The 16579-nt window shown below is 39.9% G+C and carries 18 protein-coding genes and 9 tRNA genes; 2 read left to right on the forward strand and 25 right to left on the reverse strand.

The features are described 5' to 3' along the window. Nucleotides 1-18: 18 nt before the first annotated feature. The 13 genes from ilvA to rpsD form a co-directional block, all read right to left on the reverse strand. Nucleotides 19-1242, reverse strand: coding sequence for a threonine ammonia-lyase (ilvA, locus tag VCHSUH03_RS04155; protein WP_105094168.1), 1224 nt, complete (start codon nucleotides 1240-1242; stop codon nucleotides 19-21). Nucleotides 1243-1283: 41 nt separating this feature from the next. Continuing rightward, complete coding sequence (gene ilvD / locus VCHSUH03_RS04160; RefSeq protein ID WP_105094169.1) at nucleotides 1284-2954, reverse strand: dihydroxy-acid dehydratase; 1671 nt, start codon at nucleotides 2952-2954, stop codon at nucleotides 1284-1286. 193 nt (nucleotides 2955-3147) lie between these two features. Next, nucleotides 3148-3279 (reverse strand): hypothetical protein, encoded by a 132-nt coding sequence (locus VCHSUH03_RS09605; protein WP_255403554.1) that lies wholly within the window; start codon nucleotides 3277-3279, stop codon nucleotides 3148-3150. Nucleotides 3280-3519: 240 nt separating this feature from the next. Continuing rightward, entirely contained in the window at nucleotides 3520-4923 is a 1404-nt protein-coding gene (locus VCHSUH03_RS04165) for a DASS family sodium-coupled anion symporter (protein ID WP_105094170.1), read from the reverse strand. Between the two features lie 87 nt (nucleotides 4924-5010). Then, a complete protein-coding gene (locus tag VCHSUH03_RS04170) occupies nucleotides 5011-5454 on the reverse strand; it encodes a cupin domain-containing protein (RefSeq protein WP_005385552.1) in 444 nt (147 codons plus the stop codon). A 66-nt stretch (nucleotides 5455-5520) separates the two neighbouring features. After that, the gene (locus VCHSUH03_RS04175; RefSeq protein WP_105094171.1) at nucleotides 5521-5829 is read right to left on the reverse strand and encodes a heavy-metal-associated domain-containing protein; all 309 of its coding nucleotides are present in this window, start codon (nucleotides 5827-5829) and stop codon (nucleotides 5521-5523) included. Between the two features lie 14 nt (nucleotides 5830-5843). After that, nucleotides 5844-6086 carry a Sec-independent protein translocase subunit TatA/TatB gene (locus tag VCHSUH03_RS04180; RefSeq protein ID WP_004695192.1) on the reverse strand — a complete coding sequence of 81 codons (243 nt, stop codon included), beginning with the start codon at nucleotides 6084-6086 and terminating at the stop codon, nucleotides 5844-5846. A gap of 36 nt (nucleotides 6087-6122) precedes the next feature. Then, nucleotides 6123-6878: a 6-phosphogluconolactonase gene (gene pgl / locus VCHSUH03_RS04185; protein ID WP_105094172.1), complete on the reverse strand. Its 756-nt coding sequence runs from the start codon at nucleotides 6876-6878 to the stop codon at nucleotides 6123-6125. A 170-nt stretch (nucleotides 6879-7048) separates the two neighbouring features. Next, on the reverse strand, nucleotides 7049-7840 hold the full coding sequence (gene fabM, locus VCHSUH03_RS04190; protein ID WP_105089690.1) for a trans-2-decenoyl-ACP isomerase: 792 nt from the start codon (nucleotides 7838-7840) through the stop codon (nucleotides 7049-7051). A gap of 90 nt (nucleotides 7841-7930) precedes the next feature. Continuing rightward, a complete protein-coding gene (locus tag VCHSUH03_RS04195) occupies nucleotides 7931-8917 on the reverse strand; it encodes a ribonuclease D (protein ID WP_105094173.1) in 987 nt (328 codons plus the stop codon). A gap of 107 nt (nucleotides 8918-9024) precedes the next feature. Next, entirely contained in the window at nucleotides 9025-9417 is a 393-nt protein-coding gene (gene rpsI, locus VCHSUH03_RS04200; protein ID WP_004695188.1) for a 30S ribosomal protein S9, read from the reverse strand. Between the two features lie 20 nt (nucleotides 9418-9437). Then, a complete protein-coding gene (gene rplM, locus VCHSUH03_RS04205; RefSeq protein WP_005381375.1) occupies nucleotides 9438-9878 on the reverse strand; it encodes a 50S ribosomal protein L13 in 441 nt (146 codons plus the stop codon). 215 nt (nucleotides 9879-10093) lie between these two features. Then, the gene (gene rpsD, locus VCHSUH03_RS04210; RefSeq protein ID WP_004695181.1) at nucleotides 10094-10681 is read right to left on the reverse strand and encodes a 30S ribosomal protein S4; all 588 of its coding nucleotides are present in this window, start codon (nucleotides 10679-10681) and stop codon (nucleotides 10094-10096) included. 297 nt (nucleotides 10682-10978) lie between these two features. On the opposite strand from rpsD, the gene VCHSUH03_RS04215 reads away from it, so the two are divergent. Continuing rightward, nucleotides 10979-11878: a LysR family transcriptional regulator gene (locus tag VCHSUH03_RS04215; RefSeq protein ID WP_105094174.1), complete on the forward strand. Its 900-nt coding sequence runs from the start codon at nucleotides 10979-10981 to the stop codon at nucleotides 11876-11878. A 109-nt stretch (nucleotides 11879-11987) separates the two neighbouring features. Next, nucleotides 11988-12311 carry a YnfA family protein gene (locus tag VCHSUH03_RS04220; protein ID WP_105089692.1) on the forward strand — a complete coding sequence of 108 codons (324 nt, stop codon included), beginning with the start codon at nucleotides 11988-11990 and terminating at the stop codon, nucleotides 12309-12311. Between the two features lie 53 nt (nucleotides 12312-12364). Here VCHSUH03_RS04220 and VCHSUH03_RS04225 read toward each other — a convergent pair. The 12 genes from VCHSUH03_RS04225 to VCHSUH03_RS04280 form a co-directional block, all read right to left on the reverse strand. Beyond that, nucleotides 12365-12440, reverse strand: a tRNA-Val gene (locus VCHSUH03_RS04225). Between the two features lie 3 nt (nucleotides 12441-12443). Continuing rightward, nucleotides 12444-12518: transfer RNA gene (locus VCHSUH03_RS04230), tRNA-Glu, on the reverse strand. A 9-nt stretch (nucleotides 12519-12527) separates the two neighbouring features. Next, nucleotides 12528-12603 (reverse strand) — tRNA-Asn (locus tag VCHSUH03_RS04235). A 7-nt stretch (nucleotides 12604-12610) separates the two neighbouring features. Continuing rightward, nucleotides 12611-12685, reverse strand: a tRNA-Gly gene (locus VCHSUH03_RS04240). 3 nt (nucleotides 12686-12688) lie between these two features. Continuing rightward, a tRNA-Val gene (locus tag VCHSUH03_RS04245) sits at nucleotides 12689-12764 on the reverse strand. Nucleotides 12765-12769: 5 nt separating this feature from the next. Beyond that, nucleotides 12770-12844 (reverse strand) — tRNA-Glu (locus VCHSUH03_RS04250). Nucleotides 12845-12848: 4 nt separating this feature from the next. Continuing rightward, nucleotides 12849-12924 (reverse strand) — tRNA-Lys (locus VCHSUH03_RS04255). A 5-nt stretch (nucleotides 12925-12929) separates the two neighbouring features. After that, a tRNA-Asn gene (locus VCHSUH03_RS04260) sits at nucleotides 12930-13005 on the reverse strand. A 5-nt stretch (nucleotides 13006-13010) separates the two neighbouring features. Further along, nucleotides 13011-13085, reverse strand: a tRNA-Gly gene (locus tag VCHSUH03_RS04265). Between the two features lie 198 nt (nucleotides 13086-13283). Then, a complete protein-coding gene (locus VCHSUH03_RS04270) occupies nucleotides 13284-14387 on the reverse strand; it encodes a nicotinate-nucleotide--dimethylbenzimidazole phosphoribosyltransferase (RefSeq protein WP_105094175.1) in 1104 nt (367 codons plus the stop codon). Then, complete coding sequence (locus tag VCHSUH03_RS04275; RefSeq protein ID WP_105094176.1) at nucleotides 14384-15421, reverse strand: nicotinate-nucleotide--dimethylbenzimidazole phosphoribosyltransferase; 1038 nt, start codon at nucleotides 15419-15421, stop codon at nucleotides 14384-14386. The genes VCHSUH03_RS04270 and VCHSUH03_RS04275 overlap by 4 nt, the downstream gene beginning before the upstream one ends. Nucleotides 15422-15611: 190 nt before the next feature. Further along, nucleotides 15612-16499 carry a prephenate dehydrogenase gene (locus tag VCHSUH03_RS04280; protein WP_105089695.1) on the reverse strand — a complete coding sequence of 296 codons (888 nt, stop codon included), beginning with the start codon at nucleotides 16497-16499 and terminating at the stop codon, nucleotides 15612-15614. Nucleotides 16500-16579 lie beyond the last annotated feature (80 nt).

The raw sequence follows: 16579 nt of genomic DNA on the forward strand, positions 1-16579 counted from the left end.
AGGAACCCTTTCGACCAGCTATTCAGATAAAATCTCGCTGGAATTTAATCGTTTAATAATGTAACCATTATTTTTGAAAGTATCAATAATGTGTTTGATGTGTTCTTCACCATTTGTTTCTACAGTCACTTGCAATTCCACTTCATGGAAGCGGTCAAGGTTTTTAAACTGATTATGATCAAGTTTAATAACGTTTGCATCCGCATCTGCAAGCATTTCAGATACAGCAACCAATTGACCTGGTTTATCTGGAAGGTTTACAGAGAAAGTGAAGATACGACCACGCAATACGAGACCTTTATTGATCATAGAAGAAATCGTAAGTACGTCGATATTACCACCACTAACAATGGCTACTGCTTTTTTGCCTTTACAGTCTAATTTTTTTAGACCTGCTAATGGTAAAATACCGGAGTTCTCTGCTACTAATTTATGTTTTTCTACAAGCAACAAAAATGCTTCCATCAATTCATAATCAGAGACAGTAACAATTTCATCTACATATTTTTTAATATATTTTAATGTAGTTTCGCCGATTTGACGTACAGCTGTACCATCTGCGATAGTTGCCACCTCACTAAGTGGTACAGGATGATCTGCTTTTAACGCAGCTATTGCACTGGCTGCACCTTCAGGTTCTACACCAATAATTTTAATGCTAGGATTTTTTAATTTCGCAGCAGCTGCGATACCAGAAACAATACCGCCACCACCAACAGGAACTAGCAATACATCCGCATCAGGCAATTCCTCAAGAACTTCTAATGCAATTGTACCTTGTCCTTCAATAACATCTTCGTCATCAAAAGGATGAACAAACACATATCCGTGCTCTTGTTGTAATTCCATCGCTTTTTGGTAAGCTTCATCATAAATCTCACCATGTAGAACCACTTCTGCGCCATATTGTTTTGTAGCATTCACCTTGATGAGAGGTGTATGTTTTGGCATCACGATTGTCGCTTTAATGCCTAAACGTTTTGCAGCAAGGGCCACGCCTTGCGCATGGTTACCGGCAGACGCGGCAATAACGCCGCGCGCCTTTTCTTCTTCTGTTAATTTTGCAATTTTATTATATGCACCACGAACCTTAAAGGAACCTGTTATTTGCAAGTTTTCTGGCTTGATATATACATCATTGCCACTTTCATCGGAGAACACATCACTGTGAAGCAATTTTGTTTTCACCGTGATTGTGCTTAATCGCTCACGAGCCTCCATAAAATCATACAACTTATGCATGTACTCTATCTCCTCTAGTTAGTATTAATGAAAATCTACTATTAGTCTTCAAATACTTCGATAGCACCTTGTGCTGCAGAGGATACATGAAGAGCGTATTTTTTTAGGTATCCAGTTACATTGGATTTGAATGGTTTCAATGCGGCTTTACGACGAGCGATTTCTTCATCAGATACAGCCAATTCCAATTTACCGTTTGGAATATCGATGTTGATAATGTCACCATCTTCAACAACAGCGATTGTGCCACCAGCCGCAGCTTCTGGAGATACGTGACCAATGGATGCACCACGTGTAGCACCAGAGAAACGACCATCAGTCAACAAGGCTACGTCTTTATCAAGACCCATACCTGCGATCATGGATGTTGGTGTTAACATTTCACGCATGCCAGGGCCTCCTTTAGGACCTTCGTAACGGATAACTACCACATCACCTTTTACGATTTTACCGCCTGTAATAGCTTCAACAGCTTCTTCTTCGCTGTTGAATACCTTTGCTGGACCAGAGTGAACAAGCATATCTTCATCTACGGCACCTGCTTTTACAACGGAACCGTCTACAGCAAGGTTACCTTTAAGAACGGCAATACCACCTGTTTCATGAACAGGATTATTCCAAGGATGAATAACGTCTTCATCAGTTACATGAGCTACCGCTGCAATTTCACCTTGTGTTTTAAGAGCTACAGTTTTGCAATCTGTATGCAAACGACCATTTTCTGCTAAACGTTTCAACACAGCAGATACGCCGCCTGCAGCATACAAGTCTTCGATGAAGTATTTACCAGATGGAGAAAGTTTGGACAATTGAGGTGTGTTTTGTGCAATGCGATCGAAGTCGTCCAAGGACAATGGTACACCTGCTTCGTGAGCGATAGCTGGTAAATGAAGTGCTGTATTAGAGGAACCGCCCAAAGCCATATCTAGAGCTACTGCATTTTCAAAGGCTTCGCGTGTCATAATGTCTTTAGGACGAAGATTTGCTTGCAATACCTCTACTGCTTGCATACCTGCTAATTTAGCAAGACGTAAACGTTCAGAGTATACTGCTGGAATTGTACCATTACCAGGAAGCCCCATACCAAGAGCTTCTGTTAAGCAGTTCATTGTATTAGCTGTGTACATACCAGAGCAAGAACCACATGTAGGACATGCTGTATTTTCGATTTCAGATAACTCAGCATCACCCATTTCACCAGTTTGATGTTTACCTACTGCTTCGAATACATCAGACAAACCGATTTTTTTACCATTATGTACGCCTGCAAGCATAGCACCACCAGACACGAATACGGATGGAATGTTTAGACGAGCTGCAGCTATCAACATACCAGGTACTACTTTATCGCAGTTTGGAATGAATACCATAGCATCAAATGGTGTTGCCATAGCTGTTGCTTCGATGGAGTCAGCAATGATATTACGAGTTACCAAGGAGTATTTCATACCGATGTGGTTCATCGCCAAACCGTCACAAATACCAATTGTATTGAACTCGATTGGCACACCACCTGCGTTGCGAATGCCGTCTTTTACGGCTTGTACAATATTTTTCAAGCCCACGTGACCAGGGATAATTTCGTTGAAAGAGTTCGCAATACCAATGACTGGTCTGCCCATTTCTTCATCAACAAAACCAAGAGCTTTTAGCAAAGATCTGTGTGGTGCACGTGCTACGCCTGTTTTTAAATTGTCACTTCTACAACTCATGTTAATCTCCTCACTTTTCTTGAAAGCATCCACTTGGACGCTTTTCAACTTAATAAAAAAAGACGATTCTTATGAATCGTCTTAAAAGTTTACAAATGATATTCCTTTTGTTTACAGAATTCCGATATACATAAACAATCCTATGTACCCCTTGGAATATATACACATAAGAAACAAACCATATAGTCAAATCTTATTGATTGTATATTAAACCATTCGTGGAACCGTTAAGACAAAAACGTGTTAAGTTGTTGTTCATAATTCGAATGTCTTTAATAATCACGACGAGCGCGATAATCAACAAGCTAATGACTAAACCCAACATGTTTCCTCCTAAAGTAATCTGTAATCATAAAATAATAATAACACTTTATATAATGTCGTGCAATAAATATTCTATAGATTTATCATATAAATTTTTAAAGTTTACCATATATAAAAACTATAGCAAACACTAATGGATACAACACCTATATAGCAATCATACAAAATAAATAGATAACAAACCTATATAGTCCTCAGATTAAATGAAAAATCCCTCACCGTAGTGAGGGATTTATAGGCATTATAGAATACCGAATAGCCACATACCGAGGGTACCACCCCAGAAGTGAATTAAGAAGCTAACCACAGAAATAGCAAGGCCTACACGCCACCATGTTCCTTGTGGTACATAGCCTGCACCGAAGAAGATTGGTGTTACACCAGAGCTGTAATGCGTTAATGTACAGCCAGGGCTGTTCATCAAACCAAAGAGCAAGATGGTAAACGGAATTGGTGCGCCCATTGCTACCAAGATAGCTGCAAAGGCGGAGAATAACGCTGTAATACGCGCTGTACCACTGGCAAAGAAGTATTGAGAGTAAACAAAGGTTGCAGAGATAATGAAGGATGCCCAGAACCAATCAATACCCACAAGATGTTGACTTACAAAATCAGCAAATACTGCAACAACGCCGAGTTTGCCAAGTAAACCAGCCATACCAACGAGGGTACCCATCCAGATAAGGATATCCCAACCTGTGCGTTCACCTAGAATATCTTCCCATGTAAGGGATCCTGTAACTACACAAGCAAGTACGCCCATCATAGCAACTACAGTAGGATGTAGTTTTGTCCAAATTGCAGTAGACCACAACAAAATACAAAGTATAAAAATAATAGCCACTGAAATTTCAGCCTTTGTAATAGGACCTAGTATATCTAGCTCTTTTTGGGCCATTACTGCTGCTTGAGGTGTTTCCTTGATTTCAGGCGGATAGATTTTATAAATAAACCAAGGCATCAAAATCATGCAAATTACACCAGGGATGACACCTGCTTGGAACCATTCCCACCATGAAATATCATAGCCAAACAATTTTGCACCTAAGGATGTAATCAATAAGTTACCACTACAAGCAGTTAAGAAGATTGTTACAGTAATGGTGTTTATCGTATGAGCCGTTGTCATCAAGTATGCCCCAATACGACGTGCCGTACTACCATTTGGCTCAGAATCAAAGGCTAACGAAATGTTTTGTACAATTGGAAAAATAATACCGCCTCCACGAGCCGTATTAGATGGCGTGGCAGGAGAAATAATAAGATCTGTACAAGCCAATGCATAAGCTAGCTTTAAGGAACTAGTACCAAAGGAGCGAATCAAAGTATACGCGATACGCTTACCAAGGCCAGAATTAATAATGCCTCTAGAAAAGAATACAGCTGCTACGATAAGCCATACATTGGCTTCAGCGTAACCACCTAAAGCTTGCACCATGGTAATAGAATTTGTTGCTACTGCCGCAACAATACCAAAGAGTGCCATAATACCTGTTGGCCAAGGTCTTAAAATAAAACCTACAATTGTAGCCGTAAAGATAGCTAATAAATGCCATCCTTCAGGCTTAATAGCCTCCGTGTGAGGCAAGAACCAAATTACAAGTCCTACCAGTACCGTCAGTGCGGCGCGTGTAAAGGTATTCATAGAACCTCCCTATCAAACTACACATATCAACAGTTACTGTTGATTATAAAACTATATGGCGGTCATTACACATAACCGCCATATAAATTAGCAACTTTCCAAAAATTCTTTAATCTTTGGATTAGAGCGCAATGTATCCATCTCTTCAGGAGTTAATAATTTTACCTTGTCCCGATCTTGGTTAACCAAGCAAAGGAACCCGATATAATCTCCTTTATTAGCCCGGAATTGATGGATCGTTTTACCTGGAATTTCAATAAAATCACCAGCTTCTACATCATGGATCTCATCGCCTAATAAGACTTGACCCTTCCCACGAAATATCATAACCATATGTGTATGTTCATGATATTCAAGCGTAGAATAACCACCTGGCAAGCATTCAAAATAGCGGAATTGGCATGGAATATCAAAGGCCCCATCGTATAAAACTTGACGTGTTACATCTTTAAAAGGGCTACCATCTTGCTTGTATACCAAGGTATCGACGCCATCCCACTTGAAATTTTCAGCATCAAACTTGCGTATCATTTTATTACCTCTTTATGAAAAAAGGCTGCATCGAAACAGTGTTTCAATACAGCCCTATGGGTTCGATTATTTGAAGAAACGTTTCAAAGTTCCTAGTAAACCATGACTATGTTCTTGTACACCATCTGCAACGCTTTCTACTTCAAAGCCTGTACGTTCAATAGCTTTTGTAATAACTTCAACAGATGCTTTTTCTGGATCAAAAGAAACAGTCGCTGTTTTCTCTGGCAAATTTACCTCTGCGCTCAAAACACCAGGTAAACCAAGGGATGCACCTTCAACAGTTTCTTTACAGTTATTGCACATCATACCAGGTACAGTAAATACCTTTGTTACAACGCCATTATCTTCACCGCAACCACAATCTTTACACATAGTGATACCTCCTATTAATCATTAGCTTCTTTATGTTTATCGTCGTTTTTAGCCCCTGCTGTTACGTCGATAGTAGTCGCCTTTTTAACGGCTTCTTTCGTTTCATCAACAGCTTTTTTAGGGCCCGAAATAGCATCTTTAAATTCATTGATGCCCTTACCAATAGCTTTACCTACTTCAGGTAATTTACCAGGTCCGAAGATAACTAAAGCGATCACTAATATAACTATTAATTCAGGTGTTCCTATAGATCCCATATGTATCTCCTTTATATTTACTAAAACTTACATCTTTTAGTGTACATCATTATAGGCAGCCTTGTCCACATACCAGGTCACAGCTTCTTGTGAAAGCACAGCACCAGGCAATGTACGACCAATGCGTTTTTCCCACGTTAAATCCTCGTAATCTTCGCGTTGGTATAATACCTTTGTCAATGCAGTTCGCTTGCTTTCACCAGTCACAGTAAACCAGACAGCATCAGATTTTGCTAGGAAAGAAAATGTCATAGAAATGCGTTCCCATACCTTGCCATCTTCAACGGCCACTACATCTTGATCAGCTACACGCAGTGCGTGAGAGCCTGCAAATAATCCTGCCGTATGACCATCCTCGCCTAAATCAAGCAACGCTAAATCAAGACCAGATTTTTTACATGCCTTTAGGACATTGCGAACCTCTTTTTCATATTCTTCAGCCGCTTCATGTACGGTTTTAGAATCCGTATTAATTGGCAAGAAATGAGCAGCCCCCTTTGCCTTGCATAGCAAATGAGGTTTTACGCGATTGAAGTAATTATCCTCATGCGTTTGTGGCAAGAAGCGCTCATCAGTCCACAAAAAGAATATCCGTTCCCAATTAAGGCGCTCAATATATTCAGGAGAGTTAAGTAATTCTAACAAACCATTTATAACAGTACCCCCAGTAATACCAACGATGCACGTTTCAGTATGGCTAATTTCATCATTGGTAAAATCAATAAAATCCTCCGCCAATGCTTGGACTACATCACTAGGACCGTCATAACATTTAATTGTATCTTGAGCCATGTAATAATGACCTCCTAAAACTATTATAATAGTACTATTATATACACTTTTGCTTTTTTATGAAAGCAAAAACCGATGTAACTCAATATATAGAGCCACATCGGTTCGAATTATATTAGTAACTGCTTATAAAATACATGATATTTCAAGGAATTACAAGAGAATAATTATTATTTTTGACCAAATTTAGGACGACGACGTTCAGTGAATGCGCGTACCCCTTCTTTAAAGTCTTCAGAAAGCCCTAAAGAGCATTGATTTTCTACTTCAAACTTCTTGTACTCTTCCCAACCAGATAAGAAGCTATTCCACATCATTTCTTTCATAACGCGGTAAGATTGTGCAGGACCTTTAGCTAATTTTTCAACAAGACGTCTTGTAGCAGTTTCTAAGTCCTCAGGTTCGCAAACTTTATATACAAAGCCCCATTCTTTGCCTTTTTCTGCAGAAACAGCTTCGCCAGTCATAACGATATGCATAGCACGGTTCATACCAATAGAACGAGTTAACAAGAACAACCCACCTGCATCAGGAGCAAGACCTACGTTTACGAACGCTTGAATGAAGCGTACGTTATTAGCTGCCACCACAAAGTCTGCTGCTAATGCCATATTAAATGCCGCACCTGCTGCAGCACCTTGAAGGCTCATGATAACAGGTTTAGGCAAGCGTTTCATAGCCATAGAAATTTGAGCTACGAGCTCAACAATTTCAAACAAGGACTCTGTATCTCCATCGTTTACAGCGCGTTCCATTTCTGTTAAGTCGCCGCCAGCAGAGAATACTTTACCTTCTGCATTGATGAGCAAAGCACGCACACTTTCATCGTTGTGAGCCTTATCTAAGACCTCTAGGATCTCCTTACACATTTCGATGTTAAAACCGTTCGCCACTGCGGGACGATTAAATGTCAACGTACCAATGCCGTTGTCCACTACGTACTGAATTGTATTATAAATCATATGAGTTCTCCTATATGAAAATCTATATTCGAAAAAATTCGATTATATATCTTTATTATAGGAAAATTAAATGACGATGTAAATGTGAAATTATTCCTTTTCACTAAACCCAATATTAAATAGATTTTCAAATTGAGTAATAGATTCTGGCAAGATAGCTTTATATTCCTTATAGAATGCTTGTAGTTCCTCAGTGGTAATTTGAATAACATTCTTCATCTCTTCTAAATTATCAACCTTAGGTGCATATAAATAGATATAATAGCCTTTGTTTTCGTAGTCCTTGAAAGAAAGAGCATTTAACGCTGGCGCTTTAGGCCCTTTAACTTGTACAACAGCCTTTTTAACATCATTTACATCGCGGGAAATTAACTGACACTCAATTTTTACAGTCGTTGATTTATTAGCAATGGAGTTCGAAAGAAGATAATAGCCTTTTACAATTTGAATGTAAGAAATTACTAACTCCTCCAATTCAAAATCGGGTAAATTCTCTATTACATTATTCGCTATACTTAAATTAATATCATAGTAATTTTTACCAGATAATTTATTAAACACAAATTTAGAGTATTCGGTGATAGCTGGATATTGTAATCGCTGAACAATTCCACCTCTTGCACGATTAAACGATGCTTTTATCTGACCAGGTACTTCAAGCTCGAATTCATAAGCTTCAACAGGTAAAATCGCACCTATATCTAACTCTCTATTTAAATAGGCCTTAGCAGGATTTTTTACTCTACAAATCCAATACACACCATTTAGGTCTCGCGTCCAAAACAGATCATTTACACGAGCGTCTTTAAATATCTTTAAAGCTGGATTTAATCGTCGATTTTGTCCATGTACATACTCTACTACGGTATCATAAAACGCAGAGTAGTCATCAGATTTAAAATCAACACAACTCCAACCTATAGCTAAAAATTGAGCCTTACCTTGAGCTTTCTCATCATCAGTAAATTCATTTTTACCATTTAAACAGAAATCAATTAACTCCTTCCTATGATCTGTAGCTGTTTTTAAGTTAATCCTCGTAACATAAACCTTTTCATCTGAGTTATTATTTTCCATACTGTTTCCCCTTTACAAACAAAATATATTTACACTATACCATAAATTAAACACAAAAAAACACCTGCAGACATTGTCTGCAGGTGTAATAACCTGTTTTCCAAATATTAACGTTTGGAGAATTGGCTTGCTTTGCGGGCTTTTTTAAGACCGTATTTTTTACGTTCTTTCATACGTGGGTCACGAGTCAAGAAGCCAGCTTTTTTCAAAGATTGACGAAGTTCGCCATCTACGTCCAATAACGCACGGGAAATACCGTGACGAATTGCACCAGCTTGACCGGAAGGACCGCCACCAGCTACAGTTGCGATTACATCGTATTGTTCAACTGTGTTAGTCAAGTTCAAAGGTTGTTTTACGATCAATTCCAAAGTTTGGCGACCGAAATAATCATTAAGTTCACGTTTGTTAACAGTGATTTTACCTGTGCCCGGTACCAGACGAACTCTAGCAACGGAAGATTTTCTACGACCAGTGCCGTAATATTGTGCTACTGCCATTATATGTTCCTCCCTCTAGATTATCGTACGGAAATTTCTAAAACTTCTGGTTTTTGAGCTGCATGTGGATGCTCAGGACCAGCGTATACGTTTAATTTACGGTATTGTTGTGCACCCAATTTGTTTTTTGGAAGCATACCACGAACTGCCATTTCAACAACACGTTCAGGTTGTTTTTCAAGCATCATGGACAATTTAGTGAAACGGGAACCACCTGGGTAACCAGAGTGACGGAAGTATTCCTTTTGTTCCAATTTTTTACCAGTTACACGAATTTTTTCTGCGTTTACAACGATCACATGGTCACCAGTGTCTACGTGTGGTGTGAAAGTTGGTTTATTTTTGCCCCGAAGAACTTTTGCAACTTCGGCAGCAAGGCGTCCTAAAGTTTTACCTTCAGCGTCAACAACATACCATTTCCGTTCGATTGTGTTCGGATTGGCCATAAATGTAGTTTTCATGCTGCATATCCTCCTAATAACGTCATAATTCTACCAAAATCAGCTTGTCCTTTGCTTCCGGGGCTAATGGAAACACGACTAAAGCTTACTCAAAATAGTATACAGATTTTGGTGTTCTATGTCAATTGTTTTTTACACTGTTATAGCCCATTAACAGTGATATGTCATAAAGAAAAAACCACCCAATTCTGAGTGGTTTTCCCATAAGCGCCAAATTATTTGGAGTACAATTCGACGATAAGTGTTTCGTTAACTTCGATAGGAAGTTCTTCACGTTGAGGAAGACGAGTGAATGTAGCTTTGAAGCCTTCCAAGTCTTTTTCAATGTAAGGAAGTTCGAAAGAACGAAGTTCTTGGAAGTTAGTTTTGAACATTTCGTTGTCACGAGATGCTTCGCGCAATTCGATTACATCGCCTGGTTTGCAGGAGAAGGAAGGAATGTCTACGCGACGACCGTTTACCAAGATGTGGCCATGGTTTACCATTTGACGAGCTTGACGAATGGAGTTACCGAAGCCGATGCGATATACAAGGTTATCAAGACGTTGTTCCAAAAGGATCAACATGTTTTGACCTGTAACACCTTGCATTTTTTTCGCTTTATCATAATAGCGTACGAACTGGCGTTCTAGCAAGTTGTAGTAAGCTTTAACTTTTTGTTTTTCTAATAATTGTGTGCCATACTCAGACATTTTTTTCTGACGTTGGTCTTTTTTGACGCGATTCAAGGCTTTTGCGTGACCGAATACGTTCACACCAAAGCGACGACAAAGTTTGAATCGAGCCTCTCTTCTCGTTGCCATGTGATTATCACCTCATAAGATTAATATAAACCTGTACCTACACAGAATGGTACCCATGTATAATATCATTTTCATTTACTTATGTCAATTATTGATAATTGTGAAAGTCATTGAAATAAGTGCATAATCGCATTTATTTATCACGATTTTTTACGATAATATTGCCCACTATATCGATTGTGCATGATTCATCATATTTTATAGATTTAGATGAAAAAACAATTATAGTATGCTACAATATGAGTAAGAAAGGTAATAGGTATCATTGGAGTTTTATGTCAATATTGGGGGAATACTATGAAAGAGTTACCTACAATGCAAGAGCTACAAAGTTTTATTACCTATAATAAAACAGGAAGCTTTACATTAGCTGCACAATCTATGAATATTACACAATCAGCTTTCAGCGCTCAAATGAAAAAATTAGAGCGTCTAGTTGGTGTGAAATTAATATCCCGCTCTACAAGAGGTAGCCGTTTGACGCCTGAAGGCGAGTTATTCCTACCAGAAGCAGAGCAAGTTCTTGACACATTGGAACGCGCTATCCAATCGATTCGTTTAGCCAGCAAGGTAGAGCGTCCAATATTAAATATTGGTGTATTACGTAGTTTAGGTGATATCCGCCTCAATGGCTATGTATCTCACTTCTTCCAAAACCATCCTGAGTTTTCAGTTAGCATTTACGACATGGAAGAAGAAGAATTGATGCTCGACTTACGCGAAAATCGTATCGACATCGCTCTCCTCTACTTACCAAACAACAAAGATATGTCAGCCTATGAATCTACGGCCCTTCGGGAGGACGAATTCGTATACTATGCTCCAAACATTATCGATGGTATGGAAGTTGCTAGTTTGAAAGCAATTCAGCAACAACCGTTGCTTATGTATCCACCTAAGTACTTTATGTATCGCACATTGAAAAACTATGTGGGTAACGGCCAACAAAACCTACATATTAGAGGCAGCCGTTTATCCAACCCATATACAATGATCGACTACTGCAAAAAAAATAAATCCGGCTGCATCGTAGCACGCCAAATCTTAAATTCTTTAAATATCAATGATGGCTTCATACCTTTAGAAAAACCATTTAAACTACAAGTGTGCTTCGCATTCAAGAAGAATAACTCTAAATCTGAAACAATGCATACCTTCATGGACTATGTACAAAGCGAATCACCAGCACGTTTATAAGAACGACTCAAAGCCTGTACACAAATACGTGTACAGGCTTTTTTATTGCCCTCTACCGCAACAAGTTATAAAATAGAGAATAGATTTCAATTAATATTGTGAGGTTATTATGCTATTATCTATTTTCTTCTTTATATTGGCTGGTTTAGCCGAAATTGGTGGCGGTTATTTAGTATGGCTGTATATGCGTGACGATAAAAGTCCTGTCTATTTACTGGCTGGTGCCATCATCCTATTTTTATACGGCATCATCCCTACCTTCCAACCGGAAGCAAGCTTCGGCAAAGTTTACGCAGCCTATGGTGGCGTATTTATCGCCCTCTCCATCCTATGGGGTTGGCTCATCGATGGTTTACGACCAGACACATATGATATCATCGGCGGTCTTGTATGTCTTGTGGGTGTTTATATCATCATGTACGCGCCACGTTAATATGTCTTGTTTACTATAACAAAAAGCGGTCATCTGAAGATGACCGCTTACGTTGGTGGACGATGACAGGATCGAACTGCCGACATCCTGCTTGTAAGGCAGGCGCTCTCCCAGCTGAGCTAATCGTCCATGTGGTGACCCGTCCGGGAATCGAACCCGGGATACCGCCGTGAAAGGGCGGTGTCTTAACCGCTTGACCAACGGGCCATATGAAATTGGCTCCTCGAGTAGGACTCGAACCTACGACCGATCGGTTAACAGCCGATTGCTCTACCAACTGAGCTATCGAGGAACATTAATGGAGCGGGAAACGAGATTCGAACTCGCGACCCCCGCCTTGGCAAGGCGGTGCTCTACCGCTGAGCTATTCCCGCATGTGGTGGACGATGACAGGATCGAACTGCCGACATCCTGCTTGTAAGGCAGGCGCTCTCCCAGCTGAGCTAATCGTCCATATGTGGTGACCCGTCCGGGAATCGAACCCGGGATACCGCCGTGAAAGGGCGGTGTCTTAACCGCTTGACCAACGGGCCAGAATGGTGACTCACCCGCGACTCGAACGCGGGACACCCTGATTAAAAGTCAGGTGCTCTGCCAACTGAGCTAGTGAGTCATAAATGGCTCCTCGAGTAGGACTCGAACCTACGACCGATCGGTTAACAGCCGATTGCTCTACCAACTGAGCTATCGAGGAATGTATGGAGCGGGAAACGAGATTCGAACTCGCGACCCCCGCCTTGGCAAGGCGGTGCTCTACCGCTGAGCTATTCCCGCATACAGAACCGATAATTAATATAACATAATCATCAATCTGTCGTCAAGAACAATTTAAGTCTGTCCTGACTGCCCTATAATAATATCAATTTACACATATAGTGTCAATGGTTTTTCCATGAAATTCTCAGTTAATTTTGCATAATTGAGCATAAAACATATAAAAAGAGGGATTTAATAACCCCTCTTTTATTTAGATTACTCTTTATTCTTTTGTCTACCTTTACCGGCTCCGTCTTCAGCGGCTTTAACCTCAGCTTCTACGAAGGTTTTCATATCATTCAGCATATGCATGGATGCATCGATAATGGATAGTCCCATTGTAGAGCCTAATGCTTCATCAATTTGTAAGTTATAGTGCAAACATGGTTTTACACCTAAGAATCGACATTGCTCCTTATGGATTGGTTCCTCATATGCTGCGGATGGGAATACATAGTCCTTAACTAATGGCTCAATAGTAACTGCAGCCAATACAGCTGCGCCTGTTACGGCATTATCAAATACTACTGCCATACGGTGACTTGCGGCACCTAAGATAAAACCTGTTAAGAATACAATATCTAGTCCCCCTGCTACCTGAAGTAAGTGTAATACCGCATCACGGCGCTCACTTTCACTCAAAACAGACCAATCATCAACAGCAATATTAAAACGATCGACAAAGGAATGAATATGAGCAGCCCGTTGTTCTACCGTAGGTCCACATTCGGTATGAACGAGAATATCGTCATAGGCACAGCCCGTAATTGTAGCCGTCGTTACGAGGGAGTCAAGGAATGCCCTTTCCCCTACGTTACCAATCGCCACCACTTGTAATCCATCAGCATGTAATTTATCAGCATAGGTAAAGCCAAGCTCTAGAGCTTGCTCAAGTTCATCTCGAGAAATAACAGGTTCTACACCAAAGAAATGAGATCCTTTACGAATGACTTGTTGATCAATATATTCTAGATTACTAGTATCTTGCTCAAGACCTACATTTACAACATGTACGTCTGCATTTAACTTAAATGCCGCCCCCTGCGTAGCCGTTCTACCTTCATTGAAACGCTTGATAGCCTCATAACTTTCACTACCATGCTGACTATTTTGGGGACCATCTACCAAGTGGTCCGACGCCACCACAAGTACGCCATATCGCAAATGATTTGGTTGAGGATCTGCCAGAATGCCTGCAAAACGCTCAGCTATTAACTCTAATGTTGCAAGGCTATAAATAGGTTTTGTTAAATTATCGATACGTAATCGGCATGCTTCCATGGATGGCGCATGTAATGGTTCAATTGTAAAAGTTCTCATGCCTTACCTCCTGTAACAGCCAAATACATATGAACGGCAAGATCTAGCATCCCCATTTGAATGGACCCACCAGAGGCCTCACCGAGACAAAGACCTAAATCAACATAGGCTTCAAGGCCTAAATTTTCTAAAGAAGATTTAGCCGCTTTTTCAGCAGATAAATGAGATGCCATTACATAATCCATCGTCTGTGGAACTAATGTTTTAGCAACCAATGCACAAGCAGATGTATTAAAACCATCAATAATAACAAGTGCATTATTCGCTGCAGCACCTAGAATAACACCTACGATACATGTAAATTCAAAGCCGCCCACAGAGGATAAAATTCCGATTGCATCATCTTTCGGAATATTTTTATATTTTTCTAATACATCATGCACAATGCGTTGCTTTAATTTTAGACGCTCATCAGAAATATTAGTGCCTCGCCCTGTAGCTTCCTCTGCAGTGAGTCCTGCAAACTTGGCTGTCATAAGAGCACTAGCAGTAGTATTGGAAATGCCCATTTCCCCTACTAAGAAAACATTAAAGCCTTCGTCGATTTTCTCTTTTACAAGGCGGATACCTGTTTCAATGCCTTCAATGGCTTGTTCACGTGTCATGGCCGGTTCTTCAACAAAGTTTTTTGTGCCCATACCAAGTTTATGACTACGGAGTCCTGGTACCCAGCTCATATCTGCATCAATGCCCATATCGATGACTTCCATTTGAGCACCACAGTAATTAGCTAAGGAATTGGCACCCGCCCCTTTAGGAATTAAGTAGTTTTGTGTCATCCCTACAGTTGTTTCCTTTGGATACGCACTTACGCCCATATCGGCCACGCCATGATCGGCAGAGGCAATAATCATACAAGGCTTTGGAACCGTTAAATGTTCCTGATTTGTAGCCGCACCATATTGAGCCACCACGTTTACAAGTCGCCCATATTGTTCTACAGGTGACCCTGCATTCCAATTATCGATTATATGTTGTTCAATTTCATGACTGCGACCTCTAATAGCGTCACAAGTTTCTTGTAACAAACTCATGGTATCTCCTTAACTAAATAATATGTTAAATGTATATTCTTTACGAACCCTAGTATACACATTATACTGCATAAACCGCGTTGCTTCAGCTACATAAATATACATCAAGTTCAAATGAATGTTAATTATTCATTGTCAGTATTCTATGAGTGCTAATCAATGTATAGCCTTAGCTAATAATTATTTATCATTAGCTATTCTTTATTTGACCGGTTAAATATGGTAATTTACCGCGGATTTCTCTTCCTCGTTCAAGATAGGATTCTAAAGCTTGACCTTCATCTTCTTGTGAAAGTATCTCTTTTACCCGTTTGATTTCGGATTCGATTTGTGAAAGACCTTCAATTACATTGTGTCTATTACCATAAATGATTTCACGCCACATAGATGGCAAACCACCGGCAACACGTGTACAATCTCTAAAGCCTCCTGCAGATAATTTCATGCGCAACTCGCCTAATTCATCACCACCGGAAACTTGAGTTAAAATGGATGCCAATAAATGTGGCATATGACTCACCATAGCTAAATACGCATCGTGAGCATAGATATCGACGAATTCAATACGTGATCCTACAGCGCGTCCCATTTCAGCTAGTTCTTGAGCAACCTCTTCATTATATACATCAGAGGCCTTATCCTCTAGTACAATCCAACCCATACCTTTAAATAGGTTTTTATGAGATACTTCGTAGCCACCCTTTTCAGAGCCAGCCATAGGATGAACAGACACAAAAATTGTCCCTTTCGGAATAGAATCATATACAGCTCGTACAAAGTTTTCCTTTGCACTAGATACATCAGTCACCACTTGTCCTGGTCTAAAAAGATGTGCCATTTCTGTAAATAGTCTTGCATTTGTATCTGGAGGCAATGAAAATACAACGATATCTGAATTTTCAATCAATGGTTCTACCTCAGTCCAAGCAGCTTTTACCACCCCATCCTGAATGGCCGCATCACAAACCTCTTGGCGACGAGCATACCCTACCACCTCATAATCGGTATAGGCCTTTAAAGCCTTCGCCAACGAACCACCTAATAGACCTAAGCCAATAATGCCTACTGTCTTACTCATATAAACCTACTTTCACAAATAATTAGCCTTACACTCTCTAATGTAAGGCTAACTATATCTACAAACTACTAAAAGTATAT

Origin of the sequence: Veillonella infantium (assembly GCF_002959895.1) — a bacterium.
GTDB lineage: Bacteria > Bacillota > Negativicutes > Veillonellales > Veillonellaceae > Veillonella > Veillonella infantium.

Coding starts and splice junctions, on each gene's coding strand:
- VCHSUH03_RS04220 (WP_105089692.1), top strand. CDS start 11,988: ATGCTATTATCTATTTTCTTCTTTATATTGGCTGGTTTAGCCGAAATT.
- VCHSUH03_RS04195 (WP_105094173.1), bottom strand. CDS start 8,917: ATGGAAAATAATAACTCAGATGAAAAGGTTTATGTTACGAGGATTAAC.
- VCHSUH03_RS09605 (WP_255403554.1), bottom strand. CDS start 3,279: ATGTTGGGTTTAGTCATTAGCTTGTTGATTATCGCGCTCGTCGTGATT.
- rplM (WP_005381375.1), bottom strand. CDS start 9,878: ATGAAAACTACATTTATGGCCAATCCGAACACAATCGAACGGAAATGG.
- VCHSUH03_RS04180 (WP_004695192.1), bottom strand. CDS start 6,086: ATGGGATCTATAGGAACACCTGAATTAATAGTTATATTAGTGATCGCT.
- ilvA (WP_105094168.1), bottom strand. CDS start 1,242: ATGCATAAGTTGTATGATTTTATGGAGGCTCGTGAGCGATTAAGCACA.
- VCHSUH03_RS04270 (WP_105094175.1), bottom strand. CDS start 14,387: ATGAGAACTTTTACAATTGAACCATTACATGCGCCATCCATGGAAGCA.
- pgl (WP_105094172.1), bottom strand. CDS start 6,878: ATGGCTCAAGATACAATTAAATGTTATGACGGTCCTAGTGATGTAGTC.
- VCHSUH03_RS04215 (WP_105094174.1), top strand. CDS start 10,979: ATGAAAGAGTTACCTACAATGCAAGAGCTACAAAGTTTTATTACCTAT.
- VCHSUH03_RS04170 (WP_005385552.1), bottom strand. CDS start 5,454: ATGATACGCAAGTTTGATGCTGAAAATTTCAAGTGGGATGGCGTCGAT.
- fabM (WP_105089690.1), bottom strand. CDS start 7,840: ATGATTTATAATACAATTCAGTACGTAGTGGACAACGGCATTGGTACG.
- ilvD (WP_105094169.1), bottom strand. CDS start 2,954: ATGAGTTGTAGAAGTGACAATTTAAAAACAGGCGTAGCACGTGCACCA.
- VCHSUH03_RS04280 (WP_105089695.1), bottom strand. CDS start 16,499: ATGAGTAAGACAGTAGGCATTATTGGCTTAGGTCTATTAGGTGGTTCG.
- VCHSUH03_RS04175 (WP_105094171.1), bottom strand. CDS start 5,829: ATGTGTAAAGATTGTGGTTGCGGTGAAGATAATGGCGTTGTAACAAAG.
- VCHSUH03_RS04275 (WP_105094176.1), bottom strand. CDS start 15,421: ATGAGTTTGTTACAAGAAACTTGTGACGCTATTAGAGGTCGCAGTCAT.
- VCHSUH03_RS04165 (WP_105094170.1), bottom strand. CDS start 4,923: ATGAATACCTTTACACGCGCCGCACTGACGGTACTGGTAGGACTTGTA.
- rpsI (WP_004695188.1), bottom strand. CDS start 9,417: ATGGCAGTAGCACAATATTACGGCACTGGTCGTAGAAAATCTTCCGTT.
- rpsD (WP_004695181.1), bottom strand. CDS start 10,681: ATGGCAACGAGAAGAGAGGCTCGATTCAAACTTTGTCGTCGCTTTGGT.